This is a genomic window from Pseudodesulfovibrio sp. zrk46, from assembly GCF_012516435.1.
In the GTDB taxonomy this organism is placed as follows: domain Bacteria; phylum Desulfobacterota; class Desulfovibrionia; order Desulfovibrionales; family Desulfovibrionaceae; genus Pseudodesulfovibrio.
Genome location: NZ_CP051216.1, coordinates 3585307 through 3606644, shown reverse-complemented (window position 1 = coordinate 3606644; position 21338 = coordinate 3585307). Strand labels below are relative to the sequence as shown.

The window sequence follows — 21338 nt, the reverse complement described above, 5'->3', positions numbered from 1 at the left end:
ATGAAGAAGATACGTGTACTCGTTGTGGATGACTCCGCTGTCGTCCGTCAGACTCTTGAGGATATCCTCAATGCCGATCCTGGCATCGAAGTTATGGCAACTGCTGCGGATCCGTATGTTGCAGCTCAGCGGCTGAAAACTGAGATTCCTGATGTCATTACTTTGGACATTGAAATGCCTCGTATGGACGGTCTGACTTTTCTGAAGAAATTGATGAGTCAGCATCCCATTCCAGTCGTTATTTGTTCATCTGTGGCGGATAAGGGTACTGACAACGCTATTAAGGCATTGGAATACGGGGCAGTGGAGATTATCACTAAGCCCAAAGTCGGTACTAAGAAATTTCTTGAAGAGTCCAGCATCCGTCTTGTTGACAGAGTAAAGGCTGCTGCAATGGTGAAGCCTGGCAAGAAAAGGACAGTAGTGGAACCTCTGAAAGTTGCTCCAAAACTTAGCGCAGACGTAGTTATTCCCATGGGTAAGCCACAGCCGTTAGGCCCTACGGATAAAGTCTGCCTTGTCGGGGCTTCTACCGGTGGTACTGAGGCGTTACGAGTTTTCCTTGAGGCTTTGCCTCCAAATTGTCCACCAGTTGCCATAGTACAGCACATGCCAGAGCACTTTACTGCTGCATTTGCAAATCGTTTGAATGGTATCTGTAAGATTGCTGTTAAAGAGGCGGTCGATGGTGATCAGATGATGCGTGGCCAAGCGTTGATTGCTCCTGGCGATAAGCACATGCTTCTTAAACGTGTGGGGAATCGCTATCACGTTGAGGTCAAGCAGGGGCCGTTGGTTTCTCGTCACCGTCCGTCTGTGGATGTTCTCTTCCGTTCTGGTGCCCGCTATGGTGGTGCCAATGTTGTTGCCGCCATTATGACTGGCATGGGTGATGACGGTGCCAAGGGAATGAAAGAGCTATATGATGTTGGAGCGTTTACCATCGCTCAGGATGAGGCGTCTTGCGTCGTGTTCGGTATGCCTCAGGAAGCCATTAAGCACGGTGGCGTCCATAAGGTCATGACTTTGACAGGGATTGCTGGAGAAATGGTTCGCATGTGCGGTTAACCAGCAAAGAGAAACAATTAAAAAGGGCCCCATGTGCAAGTATGGAGCCTTTTTTTTATGCAATGTAAAGGGGATGCAGAGATCAGTTCTTGTTGTGCCGATACAAAATTACATCAACAGGTTCGCGTGTGACCATACCTTCATTAAGCATCGTATCGAGCATTTCAAGGAGTGGAATAAGACGGTCAGGGTGTTCAACGATTTCTACTACTACAGGTAAATCTTCCGAAAGGCGTAGAATCTTACTCGTGTGAATTCTACTATTGGCTCCAAAGCCTATCATTCCACGAAATACAGTTGCACCGGCAAGTCCAAGTTTGCGCGCTTCTTCGACAATTACATCAGCAGTAGGGCGTCCTTTGAATTTGTCGTCTTCACCAATATAAACCCGAATGCGTTCAGCCTTTTCAAGAAGTTTCATGTGAACTCCAATAGTTAGAGAAGTCTACCAAGTGCTATCCCGACTATAACAAGCGTGAGACCCACAACGCTTTGGCCAACCACATTGAGTAAGGCTATAGTGATTTGACCAAACTTGACCAACTCGGCCGTCTCGAACATGTATGTAGAAAAGGTGGTAAATGCTCCCATGAATCCTGTAAGGGCAAGTAAGCGCATCTCGCTGCCGGGCAGAAGGCGGTTTTCGAAGTACCCCCATACTGCGCCGAAAAAGAGGCAGCCGAGCATATTTACGACAAAGGTTCCCAAGGGGAAATTACCCCCGGCCAGTCTTTGCGCTACGCCTGAAAGATAATATCGAGAGAGCGTTCCGGCTGCTCCACCTGCTGAAAGATAAAGAATTTTTGTCAACATTTTGGTATCCTTGATACACCGTATCAACTCGAAGGGAGAATGCCAATGGTTCTGGAATGTGAATTGAAATATCTAGAAGTGAACCTCAACGACTTGAGTGAACGGTTGCATAACGCTGGCGGAGAGTCTTCGGGGCGATATTTTGAGTCCAATATTGTGTTTGACTACCCAGATCGCTCCTTGAAAGAAGCTGGAGTTTTACTTCGATTGAGGGAGAAGAAGGGGGAGGCTGTGTTAACAGTTAAGAAGCCGCCAGAGACAGATGTCCCGTCTTCGTTAAAAGTGTTTGAAGAGATAGAATCTGTTGTTGAAGATTTTGATACGGTAAAACGAGCTTTGGAGGCCGTTGGCTTTCGGGTGGCATTTGCTTACGAGAAAGTGCGTGAAAAGTGGCGATTCATGGACTGTGTGATCTGTTTGGATCATCTTCCTTACGGTGATTTTGTAGAGATAGAGGGGACAGAGGAGACTGTTCATGCTTGTGCAAAGGCAATCGATATTGGTGACCATCCAACTTCCAAGTCAACATATCATGCCTTGAATCTTGAATATCGTTCGGCCAACGGTATGGAAATGAATGAGAGTTTTGTGTTCGCGGAGGAAGATAGACGCAGATTTAAGGAGCAATTCAGGAAAGATTGATATCCTCCCTCGACAGGTCGAGAAAAGGAATTTATATTAGAGGCTAAGAATTAATATTTAGAGGATTGTTGGAGAGTAACGCCCATGAGCGACCCTTTTACCGGTGACCATTATGATTCTGAGCTTTTGGACGAAATAGATGTTCGTGAGCCTCGGAAGTATAAGGTTTTGTTGCACAATGACGATTATACGACCATGGATTTTGTGGTCGAGGTACTAATGCGGGTTTTTCGTAAGAACGAGGCCCAGGCTACGGCGATCATGTTGTCAGTCCATAACAAAGGATATGGTATCTGCGGCGTGTACACCGCTGAGGTGGCTGAAACTAAAGTTGATTTGGTCCATCGCTTGGCAAAGAGTGCCGGTTTTCCGCTGAAGTGCAGCATGGAAGGTGAATAAGATATGACGATGCTCAGCAAGGAATTGGAAAGTGCGTTGACCTCCGCCGTCAACGAGGTGAAGCGAAGGAATCACGAGTTCTTGACGCTTGAGCACCTCCTGTATGCCATCTCCACTGAAGAACAGGGTGAGGAAATCCTGGAAGCTTGTGGTGCGGAAATGGAAAAGCTCCGCGACCAGCTTGGCCGTTTCTTCGTGGAAAACATGGAAGCCCTGCCAGAGGGTACAGAGACTGAAGTGATTCAAACTCTCGGTGTCCGTCGTGTTTTGCAGCGTGCAGTATGGCAGAAGAAGGCTTCTGGAAAGAGCGTGGTTGAAGTCGGTGACGTACTAGCTGCCATGTTCGACGAGGAAGATTCTTACGCTGTCTACTTCCTTCGTACCCATGACGTATCACGTTTGGATATTTTGGAATTTATTTCTCACGGTATGTCCACTGGTGAGGATTGGAATGATCTTGGTGAACATGAGCCTGGACATAAGGCAAGCCCATTGGATGGAGACGCCGGCGAGAAGAAGACTCCACTTCAGGAGTTTACTGTAAATCTTACTGACCGTGCAGCAGAAGGGCTTATTGATCCGCTTATTGGCAGGACCAATGAGCTTGAGCGTACTGTTCAGGTCTTGTCTCGACGTCGTAAGAACAATCCAATTTTTGTGGGCGATCCCGGAGTGGGTAAGACTGCCATGGCTGAGGGGTTGGCGCTTATGATCATCGAGGGCCGTGTCCCCAAGGAGTTTCTGAACGCGGAAATCTACGCCTTGGACATGGGCTCGCTTTTGGCTGGCACCAAGTATCGTGGAGATTTTGAAGCTCGCCTCAAGGGAGTGCTTGCTGAGCTAAAGCTAAATAAGGATGCAATCCTGTTTGTGGATGAAATTCACACCATTGTCGGAGCCGGATCGGTCAGCGGAGGTAGCATGGATGCATCAAATATCCTGAAGCCTCTTTTGCAGTCGGGCGAAATCCGTTGCATGGGCTCCACTACATTTGAAGAGTACAAGAATCATTTTGAAAAGGATCGTGCTCTTTCGCGTCGTTTTCAGAAGATCGATATTACTGAGCCTACAGTGGAAGAGACCATTGCTATTCTTAAGGGGCTCAAGCCTCATTACGAGGAATTTCATGGTGTAAATTACACTCACTTTGCCTTGAAGGCCGCGGCAGAATTGTCCGAGCGTCATATTACCGATCGTTTCCTGCCGGACAAGGCCATCGATGTTATGGATGAGGCTGGTGCTTTGTATAAGCTGTCTCCTCGTCAGCGAAAGGGTGACCGCATCAAGGTGATGGATATTGAAAAGGTTGTAGCCCGTATGGCTCGTATCCCTGCTCGCAGGTTGACTGTGTCTGATAAGGCACGGCTACAGAACCTTGAATCTGACCTTAAGAGCGTTGTTTTTGGTCAGGATGAAGCCGTTGTCGCTTTATCAAAGTCTATTAAGCGCTCTCGTGCAGGTATGCGTCAGGTCGGTCGTCCTGTCGGCTCTTTCTTGCTTACCGGACCTACTGGTGTGGGTAAGACCGAATTGGCCCGTCAACTTGCCAATGTGCTAGGAATTGGTTTCCTTCGCTTCGATATGAGTGAGTATATGGAGAAGCATGCTGTTGCGCGTCTGATTGGTGCTCCTCCTGGGTATGTTGGCTTTGATCAAGGCGGATTGCTCACAGAAGGCGTCCGTAAGAAGCCGCATTGTGTAGTATTGTTTGACGAGATTGAAAAGGCGCATCCTGATGTTTTCAACATTTTGTTGCAGGTCATGGATTACGCGACTCTCACTGATAATAATGGGCGTAAGGCCGATTTCCGTCATGTGATTCTGCTCATGACATCCAATGCCGGTGCTCGTGAGATGTCTAAGGGAGCTATTGGGTTCTCTCGGAATGAAGAATCTGATCGCAAGGGTGGGGCTATAAAGGCTTTGGAGAAGCTCTTTAGCCCTGAGTTCCGTAATCGTTTGGACTCTATTGTGACCTTCAAGTCGTTGGAACAACCTGTAATGGAACTGATTGTGGATAAGTTCATCAAGGAGTTGAATGATCAGCTTCAAGATCGTCGAGTTGTTGTTGCGATCACTGAAGAGGCGCGTGCTAGGCTGGCCGAACTTGGTCACGACAAAACTATGGGAGCTCGTCCCATGGGCCGTGTCATCCAAACCGAGATCAAGGATGTCATTGCTGATGAACTATTGTTCGGAGAACTGGTGAAGGGTGGAGTGGTTACCGTGGATTTGGCTGGCAAGATCAAGAAGCGCAAGAAGATGCCTCTTGTTAGTGAATCTGGTGAGTTTGCCTTTGCTTTTGATCCAGTGACAAAGATTCAGTAGCCAAAAGTAATAATTAATGGGCGGTGCAATCCGCCCATTTTTTTGATCGATTCCCAGAGTGAATACCCGTTGGGTTTAGAGCTTCGCAAAAGAGCATGCATGACAATTTACCGCTTGTTTGATGAACCCATATTTCCTGATCCTGAAGAAGCGGATCCGGATGGACTGTTAGCTGTTGGCGGAGACCTGTCGCCCCAACGTCTTCTAACAGCTTATTCAAACGGCATATTCCCTTGGTACTCAGAAGATTCTCCAATATTGTGGTGGTCAACCAATCCTCGACTCGTGCTTGTCCCGCAAGATTTTCATACCCCGCGCAGTTTGCGCAGGGTTTTGAATAAGGGCAAATACACGTTTACAATGGATACGGACTTTGAAGGAGTGATCCGTGGTTGTGCGCATTCGCCGAGGCCCGAACAGGAAGGTACATGGATTGTTGACGAGATGGTAGAAGCATACTCGCTGTTACATGAACTGGGTTACGTACATAGCGTGGAGGCGTGGCAGGATGGAGAATTGGTGGGTGGTCTGTATGGCTTGTCCTTAGGATCGGCCTTTTTTGGAGAGTCTATGTTCTACAAAGCCCCTGACGCCTCTAAAGCGGCCTTTGCAGTGTTGGTCAATCAGTTAAGGGCTTGGGGATTTACTTTAATTGATTGTCAGCAGACCACGCAGCACCTTTTGCGATTTGGTGCAGTGGAAATGCAGCGATTTCGGTTTCTTGCCATGTTGCGGGAGGCTATGGAGCAGCCAACTAGAGAAGGGCGTTGGTGCTTTGATTATCACTGTTAGCGGCTTTCGTCTAAAGAGATCAGATAGCCGAGCAAATCGTTGAATATTTTATCGGATAATCGCCAACGAGGCATGCAGTAATCAACTTCAATTCCGTTAGGTTTGTATCCTGTTTCCAGTAGGCGTTTTAGAGTCAGTTCTGTGTAAGCAGGGTGACTCCCGTCTTGACGTGCATTGAATGGATATCCACTTCCTGCCAAGTATTTGTATGAGATTGGGGGCGTGGTGAGAAAACAAAAATCAGGTTCAATATTCCCCAATCCCTTGGGGCCGTGGCAGGTTGAACAGCTGCCTCCCTGACTACGCAGCCAGTGAGGCCCTCCCTGGAATGGGAGGTGGGCTCCAACTAATGGAGCGCCTTTTTCAAAGATCGATTTGCCATTCTCTATGTCCGCCTTAGCCAGGACCTCTTTGGGATTGATGGGATCTTGCTTGCTTTTTGCTAATAGTGATTCAGAGCAGAAAAAGGTCAGGGTCACGACAAAGCAAACAATTGGTAAGTATGGGGACATCAGTTTTCCCCTGTTACTCGGCTACAAGGGGAGGATGTGCGCTTAGGTCGTAGAATCCTTTAAGTGGCAGATTTAGTGAATAGCTCGGTATTTTTTCAAATTCGATGAATCCAACGCTTTTGTCGGGCGACAGTTGTGAAAGGGCTGACAATCCAGCCGGAACTGGAAAGGTGAGCGGGGTGGAACGAATGGCTGTAAGCCTTGTGGAATACTGTTCTTTCAGGTAATTAATAATACGGTCCCGTTCTTCGGAAGAGAAAGACTCAAGGATGACTTTTCTACTGCTTTTGACGCAGTCAGAGCAGTCACTGGTAACGAGCCCATTCCAATCGATACTTTCTTCCAATGTGGCGTCCCAAGTTGCTCTGAATAAGTGAACTTCTACGTCACGACGGCCTTTAAAACTCTTAATGACCATGGAGAGGGAGTGGGCATACGGAGTTGGTGGTGGTGAATCAGGTTGTATGACTTTGATATCCATATTGAAATCTCCATGCAGATAGTTGATTGCTGTAGTAAATTGTTACGTGTTTTTGCGAAATATCTCAAGATTCAGAGTACATTTTCATGCCTGATTTTCGATTAGTTAGTGAATTTACACCAAAGGGAGATCAGCCTGAGGCGATTCGTCAACTCGTTGATGGATTGAATGCGGGGGTGCGAGATCAAGTTTTGCTTGGAGCCACTGGAACGGGAAAGACGTTCACAATGGCGAATATCGTGGCTGAACTTAATCGTCCTGCATTGGTGCTTGCACCTAATAAAACTCTTGCTGCTCAACTTTATACAGAATTTCGTGGGCTATTCCCTGACAATGCAGTCGAGTATTTTGTCAGTTATTATGATTATTATCAGCCGGAAGCATATTTACCCCATTCCGATGTCTACATTGAGAAAGACTCGTCCATAAACGATAATATTGATAAGTTGCGTCATGCTGCAACTCACGCCTTGCTTACTCGTCATGACGTTCTCATTGTAGCCTCAGTCTCCTGTATTTATGGTCTTGGTTCGCCTGATTTTTACGCCAAAATGGTTATTCCTGTTGAGGAAGGCCAGATGATGGCGATGGAGGAATTGTTGGCTCGTCTTGTAGAGATTCACTACGAGCGCAACGATTACGACTTTCATCGTGGTACATTTCGAGTACGTGGTGATGTGGTCGAGATTATTCCTGCGTATAGCCGTGAAAAGGCACTTCGAATTGAGTTTTTTGGTGATGAAATTGACTCGATTTCTGAGACCGATCCGCTTACGGGCGAGGTTAAAGACAAGCTCAGAAAGACAGTTATTTATCCGGGTAGTCACTTTGTGTCCGATCGTGACAACCTTGATCGTGCAGTGGAAGATATCCGTAATGAACTGCAGGTGCGTTTAGCCGATTATAAAAAAACTAATAAGCTGGTAGAAGCACAGCGGCTAGAACAACGCACCATGTATGATCTCGAAATCATAGAGGAGTTGGGATACTGTAATGGTATCGAAAATTACTCCCGTCATTTGGATGGGCGCACTGAAGGAGAGCCGCCTGCGACATTGTTGGACTATTTTCCTGATGACTTTATTTTGTTCGTGGATGAATCTCATATCGCCTTGCCTCAGGTGGGAGGCATGTACAATGGCGACCGTTCTCGCAAGACTACACTGGTAGATTTTGGCTTTCGTTTGCCGTCAGCACTAGATAACCGACCATTGAATTATGATGAATTTCAAGAGCGCATCAAGCAGGCAGTATATGTCTCAGCTACGCCTGGAGCACTGGAAATGGACTTGGCGCAAGGTGTTGTTGTGGAGCAAATCATTCGTCCTACGGGATTGCTTGATCCCAACGTGGAAGTGCGAAAAGTACAGGGACAGATTGACGATTTGCTTTCGGAATGTAAAAAAAGACAATCAAGGGACGAACGTGTTCTGGTCACAACGCTTACTAAGCGTATGGCCGAGGATTTGAACGACTATCTCAATTCGATGGGAGTTCCGTCTCGGTATCTGCATTCGGACATCGACACACTTGAACGTATGGCAATAATTCAGGCTTTGCGTACAGGTGAGTTCTTCGTGTTGGTGGGGATTAACTTGCTTCGTGAAGGGCTGGATATTCCAGAGGTTTCTTTGGTGGCGATTCTGGACGCAGATAAAGAAGGTTTTCTGCGCTCAAATCGATCGCTCATTCAGACGTTCGGGCGTGCTGCGCGAAATGCCGACGGCAGGGTTGTCTTGTATGCTGATAAAGTCACGGGCTCTATGGCTGAGGCCATGGAAGAAACAGCTCGACGTCGTGACAAGCAGAAACAATATAACATCGAAAATGACATCACGCCCAAGACCATCCGCAAAAGCGTCGATAATCTGTTTGGCGAGTTGGGTGGCAAGAGTGACGGTAATAGAGCCAATGTTGGCATGGCTGCTGAGACAGGAGCTGATTATGGCTCTACTGATCCCAAGCAGTTACAGAAGACCGTCAAACGGCTGGAGCGCGAAATGCGTGAAGCTGCAAAGGAATTGGAATTCGAGCGGGCGGCCGAACTAAGAGATCGAGTCGCTTTGCTGCGTGAACGCATACTGGAGTTGGGGTAGCCCATGTTCGAGAAAATCCATAGACGGATGCTCAGGCTGAGAGCAAGGCTTGGCTCATTTTGGAGCGTTGCTCTTGGTGTGGTTTATCTGTTTTTCGTGTTCATCATAGGCATCGCTTTTTATATGGGATACGAGGATTGGGATTTTACCAGCTCCTTTTATATGGTGGTAATAACCCTCTCCACGGTTGGCTTCATGGAGGTTAATCAGCTATCCGATCCAGGACGTATTTTTACTTCCTTTTTGATCATGGGTGGTGTTGGTGGTTTCGTTTATATCGCAGGTGCCTTTGCGCAAGTGTTGATTGACGGTCGTTTGCAAATATTGTGGGGTAAACATAAAATGTTGAAAGAAATCTCAAAGCTCAGAGATCATTTTATTATTTGTGGGCATGGTCGCATCGGCAGCATTGTAGTACAGGAAATATTGGCAGAAGGGCACGATGTTGTCGTCATCGAGCAGGACCCTGATCTAATAGATAAAATGGAGCAAGATGGCATTCTTTGTATTGATGGTGATGCCACAAGTGATGAGGTGTTGCTTACAGCCGGCCTATTGCACGCTAAATCTTTGATTTCTGCTCTCACCAGCGAAGCTGCGAATGTTTATGTGACCCTCACAGCTCGGCAGTTGAATCCGAACATAACCATCGTTGCCCGCGCAGGCGACAAATCTCACATTTCTCGCTTGGAGTTGGCTGGAGCCGATCGTGTTGTGTTACCGCATTTTATTGGTGGCTTACGAATGGCTCAGAATGTGCTTCGACCTACAGTTACAAACTTCCTGGAACTGGCTGTTCGAGGTGGTATTGATCTTCAGATGGAAGAACTGGAAGTTACTCCGGATTCCGAGTTGTGCGAACTGGATCTCATTGAGTCCAAGATTCGTCCTCGATTCAATTTGATCATTATTGCTATCAAAACAGGTACAGGGGAGATGGTCTTTAATCCAGGTCCCAAGGAAGTCATTCACGCCTATGACACTCTGCTTGCCGTTGGCAAGAAATCCAATTTGAATGAAATAAAAGAAATCCTGTAATTCAAACAGGCTGATAATACTATATGACTGTATCCGACGTTGAAAAGCGCGTGGTTTTGTTGCGCGAAAAAATCGAGCATCACAACCACTGCTATTATGTACTGGACGCTCCCGAGATTTCGGATGCTGAGTACGACGAATTGTTTCGTGAACTGGTCGCTCTTGAAGATGAACATCCTCACCTGGACGATCCGAATTCTCCCTCTAAGAGGGTAGGTGGAGAGCCTGCAGAAGGATTTACTCCCTACGAGCATGCCTTACGCATGTATAGCCTTGATAACGCCATGAATCTCGATGAGTGGTTTGCTTTTACAGATAGGGTGAGCAGAGGACTGAATCGTGAAGACGCCGAATATTGGACTGACCCTAAAATGGATGGGTTGGCAGTTGAGGTGATTTACGAGAAAGGGATGTTTGTGCGTGCCGCTACGCGCGGTGATGGTCTTGTGGGCGAAGATGTGACCCACAATATGCGTACGGTTATGAATCTCCCATTGAAACTTCGCGGTTCCAATATTCCGAATCTATTAGAGGTGCGTGGTGAAGTCGTTATGTCGAATAGCGATTTTGCGGCTTTAAATGAACGGCAGCGAAATGCTGGCGATAAAGTCTTTGCTAATCCAAGAAATGCTTCGGCTGGTTCTATCCGACAGCTTGATCCCAAGGTTGCAGCGGCAAGGCCTTTGCGTTTTATGGGGTATGGCATTGGACGCGTTGAGTGGGCTATGCCCATGTTCGCGTGGTCCAGTCAAAAAGAGATTATGGATGGCCTCAAGGAACTTGGTTTTTCCATTCCTCCAGAGGCCAAGCTGTGTAAGACGCGTCAGGAAGTTGCAGACTATTTTGAAGAACTGATGGTGCGACGTGAATCCCTGTCGTTTGAGATCGACGGTGTGGTTGCGAAGCTCAATAATCTTGATCAACAGAAAGCGCTTGGTTTTACTTCTCGTGCACCACGATGGGCCTTGGCTTTAAAGTTTCCTGCTCATCAAACCAAGACCAAGCTCAAGGATATTCGCATTCAGGTGGGGCGTACCGGGGTGTTGACTCCTGTGGCAGAGCTAGAGCCTGTGCCATTGGCTGGTGTTGTTGTGAGCAATGCGACTCTGCACAACAAAGGTTATATTGAGGAGCGTGACTTTCGAATCGGTGACACTGTGCTCATACAGCGCGCCGGTGATGTTATTCCACAGGTGTTGTCTGTAGACATTGATGCTCGTCCTGATACGGCAGAAGTATATGAGTTCCCATTGGTTTGTCCTGTGTGTAAAAGCGATGCGCGTGAGGACGGTGAGGCTGTGCGTTGTACTAACGAAGTGTGCCCAGCCAAGACCGTACAGCGAATAATACACTTTGTATCTAAAGCCGGCCTCGATATGGAAGGGGTAGGCAAAAAGTGGGTTGAGCGACTGGCTATTGATGAAGTCCTTGTTTCTCCAGTCGACCTGTTTACTTTGGAAAAGACAGCACTTCTCAAGTATGAAGGCATGGGAGACAAATCCGCAGCTAAGTTCATTGCCGCAGTTGCAAAGGCCAAGGAAGAAGCTCCGCTATGGCGGCTTATCGCAGCTTTGGGTATTCGGCACGTTGGAGAACAGACAGCTCGAACTCTGGCAAATAATTTTGAAGACCTTGAAGCAATTGGTAAAGAGACGCGCGAAGCTTTGCAGGAGTTGGACGACATTGGGCCCATAGTGGCCGATTCTCTGTGGGATTACTTTCAAAGTGATACCACCAAGGAGATGCTTGAGCGCTTCAAAGCCGTCGGTTTTTGGCCTACTGGTGGTGAAAATGGATCAGAACAAAGCAAGGATTCGCCTTTGGCTGGAAAGGTGTTTATTTTCACTGGCACGTTACCAATTAAGCGAAATGAAGCCCACGCTATTGTTGAGGAGCATGGCGGCTCTGCAGTCAAATCCATTTCCAAGAAGGTCGATTACGTGGTAGCCGGAGAAAAGGCTGGCTCCAAGGTCGCTAAGGCCGAGAAGCTAGGGCTTGAAATTATTGACTTCGAAGGCTTTCAGGAATTACTCCAAAAAGCCGAATAAATTTAACGTAGCAGGAGAGAGAGATGGCTACTGATATCGTAATTCTGGGCGCTAAAGGGCGCATGGGGAATACTCTGGTAAATCTTACTCTGGCAGACGATGAACTCAACTTGGTGGGAGCTTGTGAACGTAAAGGGAATGCCGCCGGCATCGATCATGACGGTTGTACCGCTTCTGATTGTCTGGACGAGCTTTTGCCGGAAGTTCCGGGTGCTGTGATTATTGATTTTACGGCTCCTGAAGCTTCTGTGGAGAATGCAAGAGTTGCTGCCAAGCACGGCAATCCTGTTGTCATCGGAACAACTGGTTTGAATAAAGAGCAGGTGGCGGAGTTGGAGAAGTCTGCAAAGGAAACGCCCATTTTCTTTGCACCCAATATGTCTGTTGGGGTCAATGTGCTTCTCAAGGTGCTGCCCCAGCTTGTTCAGTATTTGGGGGAGGCTTATGATATGGAGATGGTCGAGACTCATCACAAGATGAAGAAAGATTCTCCCTCTGGGACTGCTCTCAAGTTGGCTCAGTGTTTAGCTGAGGCCCGTGGCTGGGAATATGATGACGTCAAAAAGCATTGTCGTGATGGCATCATTGGCGAACGCCCCCAGAAGGAAATTGGTGTGCAGACCTTGCGAGGCGGCGATGTTGTTGGTGATCATACCATGTACTTTTTTGGCCCGGGCGAGCGTATTGAAGTGACTCATCGTGCGCATTCTCGTGAAACCTTTGCCTCTGGTGCTCTTCGTGCTGCCAAGTGGGTGGCCCTGCAGAAGCCTGGAAAGCTCTATGCTATGGCTGACATTTTCTAACGGTTTAGAATCGTAATTGTAAAAGGGCTTCCATATGGAAGCCCTTTTTTTTTAACGCTATATGCGGACAATGGTGATTATTGATTGTTTTACAAGCAGCTAGAAGCAACTACACATTTTAGAGAATTGGAGAGAGGAGGCGGGCGAATTTGATAACGGTTTGGTAGACGACATTTTTATTGTGATATTCCTGAGTGCCAGTCTCCACACTATTGGTGAAATCAACTTGGAACATTTGCTCTATCTGATTGCAGAAGGGAATATCCTCTACAAGCATGGTTATTTCGAAATTGAGTCGGAATGAACGGTTGTCCAAGTTCGCGGTGCCTACCCCGGCCAACTTGTCGTCTGCGAGAAATACTTTTTGGTGCAGAAATCCTTCATTGTACCTGAAAACACGGATGCCGGGCATCTTAAGCTCTTTGAGGCAGGCAAACCCTGCTAAGTATACAAGCAGATGATCTGGCTTGCGAGGGAGAAGAATGCGGACGTCTACACCACGCATTGCTGCCAATTGAAGGGCTTTGCATACAGAGCTGTCTGGAACGAAATATGGGCTAGCAATCCAGAAGCGTTTTTGAGCAGAGTTAATGGCGCGAATGAACATGAGAGAACAGGATTCCAGATCGTCTGCTGGGCCAGTTGCCAGTGCCAAGACGTCGGCATTGCCTGAAGGTTCAGGTAGGGAAAGATCGATTTCGTATAGTTCGCCTGTTGCCCAAAACCAATCTTTGGCGAAGCTGATGCGAACGCCGATGACTGCTGGGCCTGTAATTCTCATATGGGTATCGCGCCAACCATCGAATTTGTCTGAGACTCCGAGATATTCGTTACCTATATTATGACCACCCACGAAAGCGGTTTGCCCATCGATGACAACTATTTTCCTGTGGTTGCGGAAATTGAGTTGAAATCGGTTGCCGCGGCCTCGGCGAGTGTGGAAAGGGTGTACATCGACGCCAGCTTTACGCATGGTATTCCAGTATGAAGGCGGGGTCTTGTGGCATCCGATTTCGTCGTAAAGAAAGTTAATGCGTACCCCCTCGCGGGCTTTTCGAACGAGCAGTTTTTGTAAACGTTTGCCAAGTTCATCATCGTGAACAATGAAGAACTGAATAAGCACGTATTTTTTAGCTTGATTGATGTAACTGAAAATTGCGTCGAAAGTGTCGTGCCCATTAATGTGTAGCTCTAAGTCGTTTCCTTTCAGAAATGGAATCTCTGCTAATGTTTCAAATGCAGCACGAGGGGTGTGCGGACGCTTTCGTTCCGAAAGCCGTGGGACTTGGGGGATATTGTGTTTGTCTTCCACCAATTCAAGAAATCTTTCTTCTCCAGCGCGCATGGCGTCAACGTAACCATGAAATTTGCTTCTACCAAATACCCAGTAAAATGGGAGTGTGAGTAGGGGAAAGGTTACTAGTGATATTGCCCAAGCAACTGCCCCTTGTGGGGTGCGTGTGTCGCGTACAGCAATTATGGCGGTGATGATGGCTGTAATCTCAACGACTGTATAGAAAAGGCTGAATGCAGTGATGAGAAAATGTACGTCTTCTGTAAGCATGGAATCTGATTACCAGAAGTATGATGATTGTGGCAATATATCCTGTTGCCTGCATGGATGAAATGTGATCGGATTTCACCCGAAGGAAAATCATTCATGAGTAGTACCAAGATAGAAAAAACAAAAGACCATCCATTCCTTTCTCAACCGCATCGTACCCTTGCAGGCTTGGCTGTTCCTGTCCTCTTTTCACTGGTGGCCGAGCCTCTGACTGGGCTAGCTGACACTGCGTTCGTAGCGCGTTTGCCCGGTTCGGAGCCCGTAGCCGCATTAGGTGTAGGAACAGTGGCTTTTTCGTCAATCTTCTGGGCCTTTTCTTTTCTCGGAGTTGGAACGCAGACTGAGGTGGCAAAGGATGAGGGAGGCGGAAATCACGATCATGCAGTTAAGGTGGTGTCGTTAGCGATTATGATGGCTGCGTGCATCGGAATTGTTCTTATGCTCGGTGCCATGCCTGTACTGAAGTCTATTGGCAGTTTGCTTGGTGCTGCAGGGGCAGTTAATGAGCTTGCTTGCGAGTACATGTTTTATCGACTGCTTGGCGCTCCTGCTGTATTGGTTTCGATAGCCTGTTTTGGGGCATTACGAGGGGCGCAGGATATGCGAACCCCATTGTATGTGGCCGTCGGTATAAACTTGATTAATCTGCTTTTGGATTGGTTGTTGATTTTTGGAGTTGGACCATTTCCCGAACTGGGTGTAGCTGGGGCTGCGATCGCGAGTACTGTGAGTCAGTGGATTGGTGCGGCGTGGGGCCTGGTTGTAGTGGCGCAATCGGTTGGTTTGACATTTCATATTCGTGGCGCAGGTGTTGCCAAGCTTCTCAAGATTGGTGGCGATCTGTTTGTACGTACCGGGATGGTTTTACTGTTTTTGGCTTTGTGCACTCGTGTTGCCAATCACGCCGGGGCGAATGAGGGGGCAGCGTATCAAGCCATACGTCAGTTCTTCATCTTTGCTGCTCTGTTTCTCGATGCTTTTGCAATCACAGGGCAGAGCCTCGTGGGCTACTTTCTTGGTGCTGGAGAAGTCCGATATGCCAGAAGCGTTGCTCGAATGGTATGCATATGGAGTGTGGGAACAGGTCTAGCGATGTGTGCTGCGATGATTGTTGGCGAAAATGGGGTTGCGTGGCTACTGGTTCCGCCAGATGCCTTGTTGGTTTTTGGGCCTGCTTGGTGGGTTGTAGCCTTAACCCAGCCCTTGGGAGCTCTTTCTTTTGCCACTGATGGCATTCATTGGGGAACAGGAGATTTTCGATATCTTCGGAATGCTATGATCGTTGCTTCATGTCTGGCAGGAGGATTGGTTTATTCTCTTGATCAATTGCAACCAGTTCATATTCTAGTTTACATCTGGATGGCGACTGCGCTGTGGACCTTTATTCGTGCTGCTTTTGGACTTGTGCGTATTTGGCCAGGGATTGGCGAGGCTCCACTTAGAATGGCGTGTCGTTAGATGTTTTGTAATAATGAATGAAAAAGGCCTGTCATTGCTTATGACAGGCCTTTTCTAATTCAATTGATATCAACTAGTGTTCAGCTAAGTAATTGAACATGAATCGGTATGCGGTTCGCATCTCTAATTCTAGATCAACAAGATGTTCGTGAGCAGCAGTCATATCTTGAGCTTTGGATGCATTCTCAAGGAGAAGGCAACAATCTCTGACTCGTTCGACACCCATTGTCGCTGCTCCACCTTTAAGAGCATGAGCAAGGTGACGAAGACGATCAACGTCTTGCGCTTTGAGAGCCTCTCGAATCTCTTCAATTCGTTTGGGCTCCTGAGAGATAAAGACTGTAAACATTCTTTTGAGAAAAGGTTGTTTACCGGCCATTGATTCCAGGAATTTGCTGTCGATTACTTCTTTTTCCGCCATTTGAGTCCTCGAGTAGGACGTTTGTTTTTTATTAACCCCATTCACGGTTTCCCCCACTGCCAGTGAATACCAAAACAATGTTCGTATACGTCACGGGCTTTTTTTGAGCAATACTTTTTGGAAGAAAAAGGACTGCTCATATTTTCACACTCATTTGGGGAAGTGTGTATTGGGGGCGTTGAACAAATAAAAAAGGTGGAAGCATATGCTTCCACCTTTTTTATTTGTACTAATAATACAGCTACATGGAGTAAAGAGTGTCTCCGGGGATGATTTCGATATTGTTCTTCTGAAGTAACTCAATACCTTGTTCAGTGCGATCAAATCGGAGTATGAGTACTGCGGAGTCTCCGGACTGCTGTACGAAAGCGTACATGTACTCAACGTTGATACCTGCATTTTGTAGCATAGTCAGTATGTTGTGAAGTCCGCCTGGATCATCAGAAACCTTGACTGCAACTACAGATGTGCGACCAACAGTGAAGCCGTTATCTTTGAGTTTGGCTTTTGCGGTATCAAAGTCTGAGACGATGAGGCGAAGGATGCCGAAGTCCGAGGTGTCAGCCAAGGACAGGGCTCGAATATTTACACCTGCTTCGGACAGAATACGAGTTACTTCTGCCAGGCGACCGGCGCGGTTTTCCAGGAATATGGAGAGCTGATCTACTTTCATTGTATTCTCCTAGGATTAAGCTTCGTTGCGTTTATCAATGATGCGCTTGGCCTTGCCCATGGAGCGTTCGATCTCTTTGGGGTTGACCAATCGGACCTTGGCTGTGACGCCGAGGAATTCCTTGATATTCTTCATTACCTTCCTTTCCAGAAGTTGTAAATTCTTAATCTCGTCGGAGAACATAGTGTCACTGACCTCGACCTGAACTTCAAGGGTGTCGAGGTTGCCTTGGCGTTCCACGATGAGTTGGTAATGCGGGGTGAGACCTTCGGTTTCGATGAGGATGGACTCGATCTGTGACGGGAAGACGTTGACACCGCGAATGATGAGCATGTCGTCGGAGCGACCGGTGACGCGTTTCATGCGGGCAGTGGTTCGGCCACACTTGCAAGGTGTGGTGTTCAAGGTCGTCAGATCGCGGGTGCGATAGCGGATAAGCGGAATGCCTTCTTTGGTCAGAGTAGTGAAAACGAGTTCACCTTCTTCGCCCGGACCAACAGGATCGCCTGTTTCAGGATCAATGGTCTCGGCTAAGAAGTGGTCCTCTTGGATGTGGAGGCCATCTTGCGCCTGATGACATTCGATGGCAACGCCAGGTCCCATGATTTCGGAAAGGCCGTAGATGTCTATGGCAGTGATGCCGAGTTTCTTTTCGATACTGCGGCGCATTTCTTCGGTCCACGGTTCGGCACCGAAAATACCGATGCGCAGAGGGAGGTCCTTAATGTTGATGCCCATATCCTCTCCTGTCTCAGCAAGGAAAAGAGCGTAGGACGGGGTGCAACAGATGACGTCGGGTGCAAAGTCTTTGAGCAGGCTTACCTGACGGCGAGTGGCCCCTCCAGATATGGGGATTACAGTGGCACCCAGTGCTTCAGCGCCGTAGTGGGCGCCCAGGCCGCCGGTGAAGAGCCCATAGCCATATGCATTATGTACAGTGTCCGCAGCACTGGCTCCGGCTGCCATGAAGGAGCGAGCCATAAGTTCTCCCCAATTGTCGATGTCACGCTTGGTGTAGCCAACTACTGTGGCTGTACCAGTAGTGCCGGAGGACGAATGGATGCGGACGATCTGGTCCTTGGGCACAGCAAACATGCCAAAGGGGTACTGATCGCGCAGGTCTTGCTTTACGGTGAAGGGCAGCAGGGTAAGGTCCTTCAGGGACTTGATATCCTGCGGTTTGACACCCTTTTCGTCAAATTTCTTTTTGTAGAACGGGACATTGGCGTACACCCGCTCACACAGGGCCTGTAGGCGTTTAAGCTGGAGCTTTTCCAGGTCTTCCCTGGGCAGGGTTTCATTGTGCACGTCGTAAATCATTCTCTCTCTCCTTCACGTAATGGCCACACAGGTTGGCCTAATGGTCGGGTTGGCCTTTAATCGGCCAAGTTTTCATAATAAAAAAACCACGGTCTCAAGGAAGCCCGTGGTAGTTGTTCATAATATCACTGCGTATGCCACGAGCTTCCTAATGGAGGCTCATAAAAAAGAAGCTGCGCAGAAATAGGGTTTTATGCATAAACGGCAGTTTGGCTCATGTCTTCTTTTAGGTCAAGGGGTTTATCTGTTGCGACTCAATGGATTCACCGGTAAAAGAGTATTTTGCAATCACTTGCGACTTCCATTACACAATAAAAGGCTCATTTTTGGGGAGGTGGATATGGATTTTAAGGAATTGGTTGCGAGAAGCCGTAGTCGTAGAAAGTTTGATCAGTCCGTCAAGATCAACGTTAACGACCTTATAGACTTAGTGGATACCGTTCGACTCATTCCCTCAGGAATGAACATTCAACCTCTGAAGTATGTTGTCGTTGCTGATGAGGACTTGTGCTCTGAAATATTCCCCCATCTTGGGTGGGCCGGTTATTTGAAAGATTGGAAAGGCCCTGATGAGGGAGAGCGTCCTGCTGGCTATATTATAGTATTGCTTGATAAAGACATCAGTGAAAATCCATATATTGATCACGGTATTGCCAGCCAGACAATCATGTTGGCGGCAGCGGAGAAAGGTTTGGGGGGCTGTATGATAGCCACAGTGAATCGTAAAAAGGTGATGCAAGTGATAGGGATCGGTGAGCAATATGAGGTCTTGCTGGTGCTTGCGTTGGGTGTACCTACCGAGGAAGTGACGGTCGAGCCTCTTCCCTCTGACGGAAAAATCGAGTATTGGCGCACCTCGGATGGTAAACATCATGTCCCCAAGCGCAGTTTGGATGATTTGATCGTGGGGCTGTTCCCCAAGAAAGAAGACTGCGATAATTAATCTATATTTGAGTGAGATAAATGAACAAGCCCAAGAAATTTAGTTTGATTCCCAGTGAAGAGAAGGCGCTTCTCGTTGCCAAGTGGCTGGACGAGAAGCAAGGTGGAGAGTTGGTCATAATGGATGTTGAGAAAGTCAGCTCCGTGACCAATATGACCATTGTGGTTTCTGCACGTGGTGTAAAGCACGCCAAGGCTCTGGCTGATTACGTTTTGGACATGTGCGCTGAAGATAACGTCGAGTTTCTGCGCATGGAAGGCCAGCAGACCGGTGAATGGATTCTGTTGGATCTTAATGACGTGTTGGTCCATATCTTTCTGGACGAGCTCCGTGGATTCTACAATATCGAAGGTATGTGGGCGGAAGCACCGCGAGTCGAATTCCAAGCATAACTATTGGAGACCATGATGGCCGAGCCTAAGAAGACATTGCTGTTGATTTTGGACGGATGGGGTGTGGCCCCGGATGGTGAGGGCAATTGTGTGAAGAATGCTCCCACGCCGTATCTTGACGGATTGTTCGACAAATATCCCAGCACACAGCTTCTGTGTTCCGGTCGGGCGGTTGGCCTTCCCGATGGCTTCATGGGGAACTCCGAAGTAGGCCATATGAACATCGGTGGGGGGCGTGTTATATATCAGGATATGACCCGCATCGACATGGCCATTGAAAAGGGCTCATTCAGACAGAATGAGGCTCTACTCGATTTAATTGGCAAGACGAAGGCCGGAAGCGGGCGCTTGCATCTGATGGGCTTGGTTTCCGATGGCGGTGTGCACAGTCACCAGAATCACATCTATGCTATTTTGGAAGCTGCCAAAGCGCAGGGGCTGGAGCAGGTTTATGTCCATGTGTTTTTAGATGGCCGTGATACTCCGCCTGCCAGCGGTAAGGAATACACTCGTCAGCTAATTGCGAAGATGGATGAACTCGGTATTGGCCAGGTTGCTACCGTAAGTGGCCGATACTGGGCCATGGACCGTGATAAGCGTTTTGAGCGAGTGGAAGTCGCCTATAAAGCACTGGTGGATGGCAACGGCGTTGTAATGAGTGATCCATTAGTCGGTATCCAGGCATCTTACGATCTTGGTGAAAATGATGAATTCGTAAAGCCGGGCGTAGTAGATGGTGTTGACGGCAAAATTGGTGATGGCGACGGGCTGTTCTTCTTCAATTTTCGGGCAGACCGGGCTCGTGAAATATCCCGTGCGATTTTCGATGATGATTTCAGTGAATTCGAGCGTACTAGGCAGGTAAAATTGGCGGGCTTTGTCACTATGACAAGGTATGAGTCAACATTTCCCATGCCCAACGCCTTCCCCCCTGAGAGTTATGATAATCCATTAGGGGAGGTCGTAGCTGAGAAGGGCATGAAACAGTTGCGAATAGCAGAGACGGAAAAATATGCTCACGTTACGTATTTTCTCAATTGCGGACGTGAAGAGCCATTTGCGAATGAAGATCGTGTTATGATTCCATCTCCTCGCGAAGTGGCTACTTATGACCAGAAGCCGCAGATGAGCGCTGACGAAGTCGCTGATATTCTCATAGATAAGTTGCCGGACTATGATCTGTGTGTTTGTAATCTTGCAAACCTTGATATGGTGGGACATACCGGTATTATTGATGCTGCCACCAAGGCATGTGTAACAGTGGATGGATGTGTGGCACGTATTGTTGATGCGATGCTGGAACAGGGGGGGCGTGTCTTGTTGACTGCTGACCATGGCAATGCTGAGCAGATGATTGCTGAAGACGGTTCTCCGCACACCGCTCATTCAACCAACCCAGTCCCACTTATTTATATTGAAGAGGGATGCGAGAAATCTAATCTTAAAGAAGGTATATTGGGTGATATAGCACCTACAATTCTCGGTCTCTGGGGCTTTACTCAGCCTGATGCCATGACCGGAAAGAACCTCATTACAAAAGGATAACC

Annotated in this window: 21 protein-coding genes; 13 read left to right on the top strand and 8 right to left on the bottom strand. The window is 47.8% G+C overall.

The genetic code is table 11. From position 1 onward, the window contains the following. Window positions 1-1068: a chemotaxis response regulator protein-glutamate methylesterase gene (locus tag HFN16_RS16410; RefSeq protein WP_168891780.1), complete on the top strand. Its 1068-nt coding sequence runs from the start codon at window positions 1-3 to the stop codon at window positions 1066-1068. Between the two features lie 82 nt (window positions 1069-1150). Here HFN16_RS16410 and HFN16_RS16405 read toward each other — a convergent pair whose 3' ends face one another. Then, window positions 1151-1489: a DUF190 domain-containing protein gene (locus tag HFN16_RS16405; protein WP_168891779.1), complete on the bottom strand. Its 339-nt coding sequence runs from the start codon at window positions 1487-1489 to the stop codon at window positions 1151-1153. Between the two features lie 14 nt (window positions 1490-1503). Continuing rightward, complete coding sequence (gene crcB / locus HFN16_RS16400) at window positions 1504-1878, bottom strand: fluoride efflux transporter CrcB (protein WP_168892403.1); 375 nt, start codon at window positions 1876-1878, stop codon at window positions 1504-1506. Between the two features lie 48 nt (window positions 1879-1926). Here crcB and HFN16_RS16395 point away from each other — a divergent pair, with 48 nt between their 5' ends. From HFN16_RS16395 to aat, 4 genes are all read left to right on the top strand, one after another. Further along, window positions 1927-2523 (top strand): class IV adenylate cyclase, encoded by a 597-nt coding sequence (locus HFN16_RS16395; protein ID WP_168891778.1) that lies wholly within the window; start codon window positions 1927-1929, stop codon window positions 2521-2523. Window positions 2524-2607: 84 nt separating this feature from the next. Further along, entirely contained in the window at window positions 2608-2922 is a 315-nt protein-coding gene (clpS, locus tag HFN16_RS16390; RefSeq protein WP_168891777.1) for an ATP-dependent Clp protease adapter ClpS, read from the top strand. A 9-nt stretch (window positions 2923-2931) separates the two neighbouring features. Then, window positions 2932-5250: an ATP-dependent Clp protease ATP-binding subunit ClpA gene (gene clpA, locus HFN16_RS16385; RefSeq protein WP_168892402.1), complete on the top strand. Its 2319-nt coding sequence runs from the start codon at window positions 2932-2934 to the stop codon at window positions 5248-5250. 99 nt (window positions 5251-5349) lie between these two features. Continuing rightward, window positions 5350-6042 (top strand): leucyl/phenylalanyl-tRNA--protein transferase, encoded by a 693-nt coding sequence (gene aat / locus HFN16_RS16380; RefSeq protein WP_168891776.1) that lies wholly within the window; start codon window positions 5350-5352, stop codon window positions 6040-6042. On the opposite strand, the gene HFN16_RS16375 is transcribed toward aat, so the two are convergent. Both HFN16_RS16375 and HFN16_RS16370 read right to left on the bottom strand, forming a co-directional pair. Next, complete coding sequence (locus HFN16_RS16375) at window positions 6039-6554, bottom strand: hypothetical protein (RefSeq protein WP_168891775.1); 516 nt, start codon at window positions 6552-6554, stop codon at window positions 6039-6041. The genes aat and HFN16_RS16375 overlap by 4 nt on opposite strands. 13 nt (window positions 6555-6567) lie before the next feature. Next, window positions 6568-7035, bottom strand: a complete 468-nt coding sequence (locus HFN16_RS16370; protein ID WP_168891774.1) for a hypothetical protein — start codon at window positions 7033-7035, stop codon at window positions 6568-6570. 86 nt (window positions 7036-7121) lie between these two features. Between HFN16_RS16370 and uvrB the strand changes: the two genes are divergently transcribed. From uvrB to dapB, 4 genes are read left to right on the top strand one after another with little or no spacing between them, the layout of a single operon-like run. Next, complete coding sequence (uvrB, locus tag HFN16_RS16365; RefSeq protein ID WP_168891773.1) at window positions 7122-9131, top strand: excinuclease ABC subunit UvrB; 2010 nt, start codon at window positions 7122-7124, stop codon at window positions 9129-9131. 3 nt (window positions 9132-9134) lie between these two features. Beyond that, the gene (locus tag HFN16_RS16360) at window positions 9135-10169 is read left to right on the top strand and encodes a potassium channel protein (protein WP_168891772.1); all 1035 of its coding nucleotides are present in this window, start codon (window positions 9135-9137) and stop codon (window positions 10167-10169) included. A gap of 23 nt (window positions 10170-10192) precedes the next feature. Beyond that, window positions 10193-12217: an NAD-dependent DNA ligase LigA gene (gene ligA, locus HFN16_RS16355; RefSeq protein WP_168891771.1), complete on the top strand. Its 2025-nt coding sequence runs from the start codon at window positions 10193-10195 to the stop codon at window positions 12215-12217. A 23-nt stretch (window positions 12218-12240) separates the two neighbouring features. Then, window positions 12241-13020, top strand: coding sequence for a 4-hydroxy-tetrahydrodipicolinate reductase (gene dapB, locus HFN16_RS16350; protein ID WP_168891770.1), 780 nt, complete (start codon window positions 12241-12243; stop codon window positions 13018-13020). A 118-nt stretch (window positions 13021-13138) separates the two neighbouring features. Here the strand turns inward: dapB and cls are convergent, their stop codons facing one another. Further along, complete coding sequence (cls, locus tag HFN16_RS16345) at window positions 13139-14584, bottom strand: cardiolipin synthase (protein ID WP_168891769.1); 1446 nt, start codon at window positions 14582-14584, stop codon at window positions 13139-13141. A 96-nt stretch (window positions 14585-14680) separates the two neighbouring features. Between cls and HFN16_RS16340 the strand changes: the two genes are divergently transcribed. Then, window positions 14681-16042 carry an MATE family efflux transporter gene (locus HFN16_RS16340; RefSeq protein WP_168891768.1) on the top strand — a complete coding sequence of 454 codons (1362 nt, stop codon included), beginning with the start codon at window positions 14681-14683 and terminating at the stop codon, window positions 16040-16042. Window positions 16043-16115: 73 nt separating this feature from the next. Here the strand turns inward: HFN16_RS16340 and HFN16_RS16335 are convergent, their stop codons facing one another. From HFN16_RS16335 to HFN16_RS16325, 3 genes are all read right to left on the bottom strand, one after another. Continuing rightward, a complete protein-coding gene (locus HFN16_RS16335; RefSeq protein ID WP_168891767.1) occupies window positions 16116-16463 on the bottom strand; it encodes an Hpt domain-containing protein in 348 nt (115 codons plus the stop codon). Between the two features lie 241 nt (window positions 16464-16704). Beyond that, on the bottom strand, window positions 16705-17136 hold the full coding sequence (locus tag HFN16_RS16330; RefSeq protein WP_168891766.1) for an ACT domain-containing protein: 432 nt from the start codon (window positions 17134-17136) through the stop codon (window positions 16705-16707). A gap of 15 nt (window positions 17137-17151) precedes the next feature. Next, the gene (locus tag HFN16_RS16325) at window positions 17152-18456 is read right to left on the bottom strand and encodes a phenylacetate--CoA ligase (protein WP_168891765.1); all 1305 of its coding nucleotides are present in this window, start codon (window positions 18454-18456) and stop codon (window positions 17152-17154) included. 340 nt (window positions 18457-18796) lie between these two features. Here HFN16_RS16325 and HFN16_RS16320 point away from each other — a divergent pair, with 340 nt between their 5' ends. The 3 genes from HFN16_RS16320 to gpmI are packed head-to-tail and all read left to right on the top strand — an operon-like array spanning window position 18797 to window position 21336. Beyond that, window positions 18797-19399 carry a nitroreductase family protein gene (locus HFN16_RS16320; protein WP_168891764.1) on the top strand — a complete coding sequence of 201 codons (603 nt, stop codon included), beginning with the start codon at window positions 18797-18799 and terminating at the stop codon, window positions 19397-19399. 20 nt (window positions 19400-19419) lie between these two features. Then, on the top strand, window positions 19420-19791 hold the full coding sequence (rsfS, locus tag HFN16_RS16315) for a ribosome silencing factor (protein WP_168891763.1): 372 nt from the start codon (window positions 19420-19422) through the stop codon (window positions 19789-19791). Window positions 19792-19806: 15 nt separating this feature from the next. Beyond that, window positions 19807-21336 (top strand): 2,3-bisphosphoglycerate-independent phosphoglycerate mutase, encoded by a 1530-nt coding sequence (gpmI, locus tag HFN16_RS16310; RefSeq protein WP_168891762.1) that lies wholly within the window; start codon window positions 19807-19809, stop codon window positions 21334-21336. Window positions 21337-21338: the final 2 nt, after the last annotated feature.